The 9716-nt window shown below is 75.1% G+C and carries 8 protein-coding genes; 5 read left to right on the plus strand and 3 right to left on the minus strand.

Features of this window, described 5'->3' with window-relative positions; translation table 11 throughout:
• The first annotated feature begins 243 nt into the window (after positions 1 to 243).
• On the plus strand, positions 244 to 825 hold the full coding sequence (locus ABD879_RS30715; RefSeq protein WP_345025238.1) for a DUF3000 domain-containing protein: 582 nt from the start codon (positions 244 to 246) through the stop codon (positions 823 to 825).
• Between the two features lie 175 nt (positions 826 to 1000).
• On the plus strand, positions 1001 to 2242 hold the full coding sequence (locus ABD879_RS30720) for an HRDC domain-containing protein (protein ID WP_345025246.1): 1242 nt from the start codon (positions 1001 to 1003) through the stop codon (positions 2240 to 2242).
• Positions 2243 to 2315: 73 nt separating this feature from the next.
• Here ABD879_RS30720 and ABD879_RS30725 read toward each other — a convergent pair whose 3' ends face one another.
• The 3 genes from ABD879_RS30725 to ABD879_RS30735 form a co-directional block, all read right to left on the minus strand.
• Positions 2316 to 2678, minus strand: coding sequence for a hypothetical protein (locus ABD879_RS30725; protein ID WP_345025239.1), 363 nt, complete (start codon positions 2676 to 2678; stop codon positions 2316 to 2318).
• Between the two features lie 85 nt (positions 2679 to 2763).
• Positions 2764 to 3765 carry an ABC transporter substrate-binding protein gene (locus tag ABD879_RS30730; RefSeq protein WP_345025240.1) on the minus strand — a complete coding sequence of 334 codons (1002 nt, stop codon included), beginning with the start codon at positions 3763 to 3765 and terminating at the stop codon, positions 2764 to 2766.
• A 70-nt stretch (positions 3766 to 3835) separates the two neighbouring features.
• Entirely contained in the window at positions 3836 to 4690 is an 855-nt protein-coding gene (locus tag ABD879_RS30735) for a phosphoribosylaminoimidazolesuccinocarboxamide synthase (RefSeq protein ID WP_345025241.1), read from the minus strand.
• A 200-nt stretch (positions 4691 to 4890) separates the two neighbouring features.
• Here ABD879_RS30735 and ABD879_RS30740 point away from each other — a divergent pair, with 200 nt between their 5' ends.
• The 3 genes from ABD879_RS30740 (at position 4891) to ABD879_RS30750 (ending at position 9654) form a co-directional block, all read left to right on the plus strand.
• A complete protein-coding gene (locus ABD879_RS30740) occupies positions 4891 to 6093 on the plus strand; it encodes a thiolase family protein (protein ID WP_345025243.1) in 1203 nt (400 codons plus the stop codon).
• Positions 6090 to 8180: a 3-hydroxyacyl-CoA dehydrogenase NAD-binding domain-containing protein gene (locus ABD879_RS30745; protein ID WP_345025244.1), complete on the plus strand. Its 2091-nt coding sequence runs from the start codon at positions 6090 to 6092 to the stop codon at positions 8178 to 8180. Before ABD879_RS30740 ends, ABD879_RS30745 begins: the two co-directional genes overlap by 4 nt.
• A gap of 127 nt (positions 8181 to 8307) precedes the next feature.
• Complete coding sequence (locus ABD879_RS30750; RefSeq protein ID WP_345025245.1) at positions 8308 to 9654, plus strand: FAD-dependent oxidoreductase; 1347 nt, start codon at positions 8308 to 8310, stop codon at positions 9652 to 9654.
• The last annotated feature ends 62 nt before the right edge of the window (positions 9655 to 9716 follow it).

The raw sequence follows: 9716 nt of genomic DNA on the forward strand, positions 1-9716 counted from the left end.
CGCGCGGCGGGTCGAGCAGCCCGGCCGCGGGCGCGTCCGCGGCCGCTCCCGGTTCCGCCCCCGGCGCATCCGCCAGCGGCCGCGCCGCGTACCAGCGGGCCGTGGCCTGACGGCGCGCGCCCCCGAGACGAAACCTGTGCTGTGCCTCTGTCTCCGCCTCAATCCCCCGTCGCCGCGCCCGGCGCCGCGACGAGCCCCCCGCAGCGCGCCCCGGTGCGGGGCCGCCACCTCGGCGGTCCGATCATGACCGTGCCCGCGCCGTTCCGGCGGGCCCGCGACACGCTGCGGGCGATCCTGGAGGGCGAGCCGATCCGGCCCGAGCTCGACCTGGAGGACATGCCCGCGCCGCAGCGGCTGGCGCCCTACGCGGCGGCCCTGTCCGGCAGCGTGTACCGCGACGCCGGCACCGACGCCGAGACCGAAGCGGCCACCGGCCGGCTGATCGTGCTGTACGACCCCGAGGGCCGCGCCGGCTGGACCGGCGGGTTCCGCGTGGTCGCCTACATCCGCGCCGACCTGGAGCCCGAGATCGCCGCCGACGAGCTGATCGGCTCGGTGGCCTGGAGCTGGCTGCTGGAGGCGCTGGAGCCCGCGGGCTACGCGGGCGTGTCCGGCACGGTCACCCGGGCGGTGTCGGAGAGCTTCGGCGACAAGCGCGGCGAGCCGTCCACGACCGAGCTGGAGCTGCGCGCCTCGTGGTCCCCGACCGGCGACGACCTCACCGGGCACGTGCTGGCGTGGTGCGAGGTCATGTGCACCACGGCGGGACTGCCGCCGTCCGGAGTGAGCACGCTGCCGGATCGTCCCGGCGGATCCGGACACTGAGCGACGTACGGTAGGGGACGTGGGAAGCACAGCGTCCGAGACCGAAGCCGCCGACGAGGGCGCGGCGGGGGCGCAGTCCGCCGCGGGACCCGCCGCGGCGGCCGCCTCACTGCAGGAGTCCGCCCTCGATCCGTCCACCGCCGACCGGAAGGCCGCCGGCACCGCCGAGCGGGCCGTGCACGCCGCCGGCACCGCGCCCCCCGCGGGCGCCGTACCGCTGCTGGAGCCCCGGGACGGCGTGCCCCCGGTGATCACCACCGCCTCCGGTTTGGAACGTGTCATCGACGCGTTCGCGGCGGGCACCGGCCCGGTCGCGGTGGACGCCGAGCGCGCGTCCGGCTACCGGTACGGCCAGCGCGCCTATCTGATCCAGCTGCGCCGCCGCGGCGCGGGCACCGCGCTGATCGACCCGGTGGCGCTGCCGGACCTGTCCGGGCTGGACGCCGCGCTGGACGGCGCCGAGATCGTGCTGCACGCCGCCACCCAGGACCTGCCCTGCCTCGGCGAGGTCGGCATCCGGCCGCGCCGCCTGTTCGACACCGAGCTGGCCGGGCGGCTGCTGGGCTACCCGCGGGTGGGGCTCGGCTCGATGGTGGAGAACGTCCTGGGCTTCAGCCTGGAGAAGGGGCACTCGGCGGCCGACTGGTCGACGCGTCCGCTGCCGGAGGACTGGCTGCGGTACGCGGCGCTGGACGTCGAGCTGCTGGTGGAGCTGCGCGACGCGCTGCGGGACGAGCTGCAGGCGGCGGGCAAGCTGGAGTGGGCGCTGGAGGAGTTCGCGGCGATCCTGGCCACGCCGCCCAAGCCGCCGCGTCCCGACCCGTGGCGCCGCACGTCCGGCATCCACCGCGTGCGCAACCGGCGGGCCCTGGCGGTGGTGCGCGAGGTGTGGAACGCCCGCGACCGCATCGCCCGCGAGCGCGACCTGTCGCCGGGCCGGGTGCTGCAGGACGCGGCGATCATCGAGCTGGCGCAGCAGCTGCCCAAGACCCCGGCGGACCTGCAGGCGCTGCCGACGATGCGGGGCCGCGGCGCCCGCCGCCACCAGACGGCGTGGCTGCGCGCGGTGTCGCGGGCGCGGTCCCTGCCCGACAAGGCGCTGCCGGAGGCCAGCGTCCCCGGCGACGGCCCGCCGCCGGCGCACCGCTGGCCCGAGCGCGACCCGCAGGCCGACGAGCGGCTGGCCGCCGCCCGCGCGGTGGTGGCGGCGCTGGCCGACGAGCACACCATGCCGACCGAGAACCTGGTCCAGCCGGACTGCGTGCGGCGGCTGGCGTGGTCGCCGCCCGACGAGCCGACCCCCGAGGCGATCGGCGCGGCGCTGCGCGGGCTCGGCGCCCGCGCATGGCAGGTGCGGCTGGTGGCCAAGCCGCTGGCCAAGGCGTTCCAGCGGCTGTACGCCAAGGGCGAGCTGTAGCCCGCGGGGCCGGCGCGGCCGCGGACGGGGGCGCCGCGGCGGCCGGGCGCGGCGGGTGCTGACCGGGCGGCGGCTAGAGGTCGGGCAGCGGGTCGCGCGGGAGGCTGTCGCGGTCGAAGACCTCGGCGTCGGCGGCGTTGATGACGGGCACGTACTCGTCGTCCACCTCGAACCAGGCGCCTTCGAACCGGAACACGGCGCCCGCGCCGCTCTCCACCGGGCCGATGCGGGTGCCGCGCGGATAGGTGCCCCAGACGCTTCTGGGCTTGGCGCGCCCGATCGCGCCGGTGCTGATGACCGTGATCTGGTCGTCGGTGACGACGAACAGGAACCCGGTGCCGCCCCCGGCGGTCAGCGCCGGGAAGATGTACCGGATGTCGGTGTCGAGGCCGAGGAACTCCCGGCAGCGGTCGCGGACCGGACGGGGCACGGGCATGGCGCCTCACCTCCGATCATCGGCTGGTCCCCATGATGCACCGGCCCTCAGGCGGTGACCAGGGCCGCGGCCGGGGGCGCCCGCGTCAGCCGCCGGCGGCCTCGGGGCCGGCGGGCGTCCAGTGGACGAGGACGGGCCGGTGGGCGGTCTGGGCGCCGGTGGACGGGTCGATGCCGAACGCCCCGAACAGGGTGGTGGTGCGCAGGCGCGCGGCGACGTCCCACACCGGGCGGCGGTCCGGGCTCCCGGCGGTGCGGACGCAGTGCGCGGCGATCACCGCCGCGGCGTAGGCCTGCGCCGCCGGGTAGTCGGGCGGGCGTCCCGTGCGGCGCCGGACGGCGGCGATGAAGGCGGTCTCGTCCAGGCCGAGCTCCGGTTCGCGCGGGCGTCCCGGGAACCATTGCCCGACCCCGTAGACCCCCGCGGGATCGCCGACGGCGGCGCCGAAGCCGCGGACGCCCGCCGCCACCGCGCACACGACCTGCGGCGGGTCGGGCCGCGCCCTCGCGGCGGTCACCGTCCGCACGTCCTGCTCGAAGGACGCGGCGCACAGCAGGTTCCAGCGGGCCGACGCACCCGGCTCCGGGAGACCGCCGGCGCGGGCGACGTCGATGCCCAGGGCGCGCGCCGCGGTCTCGGCGCCGTCGGCGACCCGCCTGCCGAAGCCGCCGGCGCCGTGGACGAGGTAGAGCCGGGCGGGGTCCCGGGCCGCCGCCAGATGCCGCAGGAACGGGCCGGCGTACCGGCTCGCGGGGGTCGGCACGGAGACGACATGGCCGGGGTGGGCCGTCTCGGCGTCGTCGCCGGAGCCGCCGTGGTTCCAGACCAGCCGGTCGAGGTCGGCGGCGGTGTCGCCCGCGGCCCGCATGAGGTCGGTCGCGTAGGGGCCGAGCAGCACGTCGCACCGGTCGGCGAGGCCGCGCAGGGCCGTGCGGAGGCGGTCCCGGTCACCGCGGTCGTCCTCGATCAGCAGGTCGGCGTCCCCGTCGGCCGCGCGCCACACCTCCAGGGCGGCCGCGGCCTGGCGGCCGAACCGGGCGTACCCGCCGGTCAGCGACAGGCAGGCGCCGACGCGCAACGGGGCCATGGCCGCTTCGTGCCCGCCCGCGCCCTGCCGATGCACCCGCCGATGCGCCCGCCGCCGCGGCGGGGGCGGCTCAGCCGGTCCAGCGCTCGCCGGTCAGGCGCTCGTAGACCTCGATGTAGCGGGCGCGGGTGGCGTCGACGACCTCCTGCGGGATCTCCGGGCCGGGGGGCGTGCGGTCCCAGTCCAGCGTGCTGCTCCAGTCGCGGACGAACTGCTTGTCCAGGGAGTGCTGCGCGCGGCCGGGCCGCCACTCGTCGGCGGGCCAGAAGCGGGAGGAGTCGGGGGTGAGCACCTCGTCGGCGAGGACGAGGGTGCCGTCCGGGGCGCGGCCGAACTCCAGCTTGGTGTCGGCGATGACGATGCCCCGCTCGGCGGCCAGCTCCGCGCCCCGCCGGTAGACCTCCAGGGTGGTCTCCCGCAGCCGCTCGGCGGTGTCGGCGCCGATCTCGGCCACCACGTCGTCGAAGGTGATGAACTCGTCGTGCCCCTCGGCGGCCTTGGTGGTCGGGGTGAAGATCGGCTCGGGCAGCCTGGACGCCTCGACCAGGCCGGGCGGCAGCGCCACCCCCGAGACGGTGCCGCTCTTCTCGTACTCCTTGAGGCCGAGGCCGGCCAGGTAGCCGCGCGCGATCCACTCCACCGGCAGCATGGTCAGGCGGCGGCAGCGGATCGCCCGGCCCCGCCACTCGTCCGGCACGTCGTCGGCGGAGATGACGTGGTTGGGGATGATGTCGGCGAGCCGCTCGAACCACCACAGCGACAGCCGGGTGAGGATCTTGCCCTTGTCGGGGATCGGAGTGGGCAGCACCACGTCGTAGACGCTCACCCGGTCGGAGGCGACCAGGATGAGGTCGTCGCCGTCGGCGTAGACGTCCCGGACCTTGCCGGAGTGGATCAGTTCCATGGTGTTCCTCTGCCCTCGCATTCCCTTCGGACCGGCGGCCACCAGGGCAATCTACTCGCCGTGCCCGGTCGGCTCCCGGCCAGGGGCGGCGCGGCCCGGCCGAACGGCCCCGGCGTCAGTGGTTACTGACGAGTAAGATGGGCATTGTTACCCGCGAGTAGCCGGCGCCGCCTCCGGCCCGGCGCCGTGACCGTCCATGCCCATCTCCGAGGAGGACGACCGTGCCCCGTACCGCACGCGACGTCGTGTTCGTCGACGGCGTACGCACGCCGTTCGGCAAGGCGGGCCCCAAGGGCCTGTACGCCGAGACCCGCGCGGACGACCTGGTCGTCCGCGCCATCCGCGAGCTGATGCGCCGCAACCCGTCGCTGCCGCCCGAGCGGGTGGACGAGGTGGCGATCGCGGCGACCACCCAGACCGGCGACCAGGGCCTGACGATCGGCCGGTCCGCCGCCGTGCTGGCCGGGCTGCCCAAGAGCGTGCCGGGCTATGCGATCGACCGCATGTGCGCGGGCGCGATGACCGCCGTCACCACCACCGGCGCCGGCATCGCGTTCGGCGCCTACGACGTGGCGATCGCGGGCGGCGTCGAGCACATGGGCCGCCACCCCATGGGCGAGGGCGTCGACCCCAACCCGCGGTTCCTCGCCGAACGGCTGGTCGATCCGTCCGCGCTGGTCATGGGCGCGACGGCGGAGAACCTGCACGACCGCTTCCCGCAGATCACCAAGGAGCGGGCCGACGCGTACGCGGTACGCAGCCAGCAGAAGGTCGCCGCCGCCTACGCCGCCGGGAAGATCCAGCCCGACCTGGTGCCGACCGCCGTCCGCTCGGCCGAGCAGGGCTGGGGCCTGGCCACCGAGGACGAGCCGCCCCGCCCCGACACCACCATGGAGGGGCTGGCCAAGCTCAAGACGCCCTTCCGGGTGGCGGGCCGGGTCACGGCCGGCAACGCCGCCGGGCTCAACGACGGCGCCACCGCCTGCCTGCTGGCCGCCGAGGAGACGGCGCACGAGCTCGGCCTCACGCCGCGCATGCGGCTGGTGGACTACGCCTTCGCCGGGGTGGAGCCGGAGGTCATGGGCGTCGGCCCGGTCCCGGCCACCGAGAAGCTGCTCGCCCGCAACTCGCTGACCATGGACGACATCGGCCTCATCGAGATCAACGAGGCGTTCGCCGTCCAGGTGCTGGCCTTCCTGGACCACTTCAAGATCGCCGACGACGATCCGCGGGTGAACCCGTGGGGCGGCGCCATCGCCCTCGGCCACCCGCTGGCCTCCTCCGGCGTGCGGCTGATGAACCAGCTGTCGCGGCTGTTCGAGGAGCGCACCGACGTCCGCTACGGCCTGACCACGATGTGCGTCGGCATGGGCATGGGCGGCACCGTCCTGTGGGAGAACGCGAACTGGGAGGGCGCCAAGTGAGCGCGGACATCACCGGCCTGTTCGACGGCGAGGTCGTCACGCACGCCCGCGTCCGCGACGTGACGCTGCCGTACGGGGCGGGCACGCTGGCATTGATCACCCTGGACAACGGGCACGACCACACCAAGCCCAACACCTTCGGGCCGCGCGGCCTGCTGGAGCTGAACGAGGCCATCGACCAGGTGGCCGGGCGCGACGACATCGCCGCCGTCGGGGTGACCGGCAAGCCGTTCATCTTCGCGGTCGGCGCCGACCTCAAGGGCGTGCCGCTGATCGGCACCCGCGAGGACGCCCTGGCCATCGCCAAGCTCGGCCACGACGTGTTCCGCCGCCTCGGCGAGCTGCACGTGCCGACGTTCGCCTACGTCAACGGCGCGGCCATGGGCGGCGGCGTGGAGGTCGCGCTGCACTGCACCTACCGGACGATCTCCTCCTCGGTCCCGGCGCTGTCGCTGCCGGAGGCGTTCCTCGGCCTGGTGCCCGGGTGGGGCGGCACGTACCTGCTGCCCAACCTGATCGGCGCCGAGAAGGCCCTCAAGGTCATCATCGAGAACCCGCTCGCGCAGAACCGGCAGCTCAAGGGCCCGCAGGCGTACGAGCTGGGCATCGCCGACGCCATGTTCGACGCGGCCGACTTCCTGGAGGAGTCGCTGGCCTGGACCGCCCGTGTGCTCAACGGCGACGTCACCGTCGAGCGCGCGCCCGTCGACAAGGGCAAGGCGTGGGACGACGCCGTCGCCGCGGCCCGCTGGAACGTCGACGGCAAGCTGCACGGCGCCGCCCCGTCCTACGTGCGGGCGCTCGACCTGGTGGCCGCCGCCAAGGACCGCACCCGCGACGAGGGGTTCGCCGCCGAGGACGAGGCGCTGGCCGACCTCATCATGAGCGACGAGCTGCGCGCCGGGCTGTACGCGTTCGACCTCACCCAAAAGCGCGCCAAGCGGCCCGCCGGAGCGCCCGACAAGAGCCTGGCGCGGCCCGTCACCAAGGTCGGCGTGGTCGGCGCGGGCCTGATGGCCGGCCAGCTGGCGCTGCTGTTCGCCCGCCGCCTGGAGGTCCCGGTCGTCATGACCGACCTGGACCAGGAGCGGCTGGACAAGGGCGTCGGGCACGCCCACGCCGAGATCGACAAGCTGCTGGCCAAGGGCCGGGTGTCGGCCGACAAGGCGGCCCGGCTGAAGGCGCTGATCACCGGGTCGCTGTCCAAGGACGCGTTCGCCGGCGCCGACTTCGTCATCGAGGCCGTCTTCGAGGAGATGTCGGTCAAGCAGAAGGTGTTCGCCGAGGTCGAGGCCGTGGTCTCGGACGAGTGCGTGCTGGCCACCAACACCTCCTCGCTGTCGGTCACCGAGATGGCGTCCGGGCTGCGGCACCCCGAGCGGGTGGTGGGCTTCCACTTCTTCAACCCGGTCGCGGTGCTGCCGCTGCTGGAGATCGTCCGCGGGGAGAAGACCGACGACGCCGCGCTGGCCACCGCGTTCGCCGTCGGCAAGCAGCTGAAGAAGTCGTGCGTGCTGGTCAAGGACGCCCCCGCGTTCGTGGTCAACCGGATCCTGGTGCGGCTGCTCGCCGAGATCGTCAAGGCGGTCGACGAGGGGACGCCGATCGAGACGGCCGAGCGCGCCGCGGCCCCGCTGGGCCTGCCCATGCCGCCGTTCGTGCTGATGGGGCTGGTCGGACCGGCCATCGCGCTGCACGTCAACGAGACGCTGCACGCGGCGTTCCCCGACCGGTTCCCGCTGTCGGCCAACCTCGCCGAGATGGTCGCGGCGGGCAAGACCGGCGTGTACCGGCCCGACCTCACCCTCGACCCCGAGGTGGTGGAGATCTTCTCCGGGGGCGACGCGCCGTCCACCGAGGCGCAGGTGCTGGCGCGGGCGCTGCGGGCCCTGGCCGAGGAGATCCGGATCATGCTGGACGAGGGCGTGGTGGCCGCGCCGCAGGACATCGACCTGTGCATGATCCTCGGCGCGGGCTGGCCGTTCCACCTGGGCGGCATCACCCCGTACCTGGACCGCACCGGCGTGTCGGAGGAGGTGAACGGCGCCCGCTTCCTGGAGCCGGGCGTCGCCTCCCTCCCCCGCTGACGCGTCCGCACCGCGCGGGAAGACGGCTCGGGGGCGTCTTCCCGCGCGGCATTCCGAACCTGACCTGACCGACACGTGACCCTGGTCACTGTGTCTTTTCAGGCGGGGCATGGGCACAATGGCCGGCATGACTCCTGGTGCGCGCGTCGCCGTCGTCGGCTCGGGACCCGCGGGGCTGTACGCCGCGGAAGCACTGGTCAAGCAGGCCGACGGGGACGTCCAGGTGGACGTCTTCGAGCGGCTGCCCACCCCGTACGGGCTGGTGCGCTACGGCGTCGCGCCCGACCACAAGTCCATCAAGTCGATCGCCCGCTACCTGCAGCGCGTGCTGGAGCACCCGGCCGTGCGGTTCTTCGGCTGCGTGGAGCTGGGCCGCGACCTGACCCGCACCGACCTGCTGGACTGCTACGACGCCGTCGTCTACGCCACCGGCGCCATGGTCGACCGGCATCTGGGCGTGCCCGGCGAGGACCTGCCCGGCAGCGTCGCCGCCACCGACTTCGTCAACTGGTACTGCGGCCACCCCGACGCCGCCGACCACGAGTTCGACCTGTCGGTCGAGGAGGTCGCGGTCATCGGCCTGGGCAACGTGGCCGTGGACGTGGTGCGGATCCTGGCCAAGACCGCCGACGAGCTGCGCGAGACCGACATCCCCCAGCACGTGCTGGAGGCGCTGGCGGCCAGCCGGGTCCGCCGCATCCACATGATCGGGCGGCGCGGGCCCGCGCAGGCCAAGTTCACCACCAAGGAGCTGCGCGAGCTGGGCGAGCTGCCGCACGCCGGCGTGCACGTCGCCGCCGAGGACATGCGGCTCGACCCGGCCGCCGCCGCGCTGGCCGAGTCCGACCGGCACGTGCGCGGCAACGTCGCGGTGCTGTCCGGCTGGACCGGCGAACCGCCCGCCGACCGGCCGCGCCGCATCGACGTGCGGTTCTGGCGGGCGCCCCGCGAGATCACCGGCACCGGCCGGGTCGAGGCGCTGCGGCTGGAGCGCACCCGGCTCGGCGCCGACGGCCGCGTCACCGGGACCGGCGAGTACGAGACGCTGCCGGTCGGCATGGTGCTGCGCTCGGTCGGCTACCAGAGCGTCCCGCTGGACGGCGTGCCGTTCGACGAGCGCGCCCACGTGGTGCCGAACGAGGGCGGCCGCATCATCGGCCCCGGCGGCTCCCCGGTGCCCCGCGAGTACGTGGCGGGCTGGCTCAAGCGCGGCCCGACCGGCGTGGTCGGCACCAACAAGTCCGACGCCGCCGAGACCGTCCGGCACCTGCTGGCCGACCTGGACGAGGGCCGCGAACGCCCGAGCCGCAAGATCGAGGAACTGCTGGCCGAGCGCGGCCTGCCGGTGGTCACCTACGCCGACTGGCTCAACCTGGACGCCGCCGAGATCGCCCTGGCCCGGTCGCTCAAGCGCGGCGAGCGCGTCAAGCTGGCCCGCTGGGACGCCATGCGCGCCGCCTGCCACCCGTCCTGAGCCGCCCGGCCCGCCCGCGCGCCGCCGGACGGCGGCCGTGCCGGGCACGCGGCGGGCGCGGC

Origin of the sequence: Actinomadura keratinilytica (assembly GCF_039539665.1) — a bacterium.
Taxonomy (GTDB): domain Bacteria; phylum Actinomycetota; class Actinomycetes; order Streptosporangiales; family Streptosporangiaceae; genus Spirillospora; species Spirillospora keratinilytica.

What these genes read in the sequence shown, in the direction of transcription:
- ABD879_RS30715 (WP_345025238.1), top strand. Translation starts at nt 244, where the DNA reads ATGACCGTGCCCGCGCCGTTCCGGCGGGCCCGCGACACGCTGCGGGCG.
- ABD879_RS30725 (WP_345025239.1), bottom strand. Translation starts at nt 2,678, where the DNA reads ATGCCCGTGCCCCGTCCGGTCCGCGACCGCTGCCGGGAGTTCCTCGGC.
- ABD879_RS30730 (WP_345025240.1), bottom strand. Translation starts at nt 3,765, where the DNA reads ATGGCCCCGTTGCGCGTCGGCGCCTGCCTGTCGCTGACCGGCGGGTAC.
- ABD879_RS30735 (WP_345025241.1), bottom strand. Translation starts at nt 4,690, where the DNA reads ATGCGAGGGCAGAGGAACACCATGGAACTGATCCACTCCGGCAAGGTC.
- ABD879_RS30750 (WP_345025245.1), top strand. Translation starts at nt 8,308, where the DNA reads ATGACTCCTGGTGCGCGCGTCGCCGTCGTCGGCTCGGGACCCGCGGGG.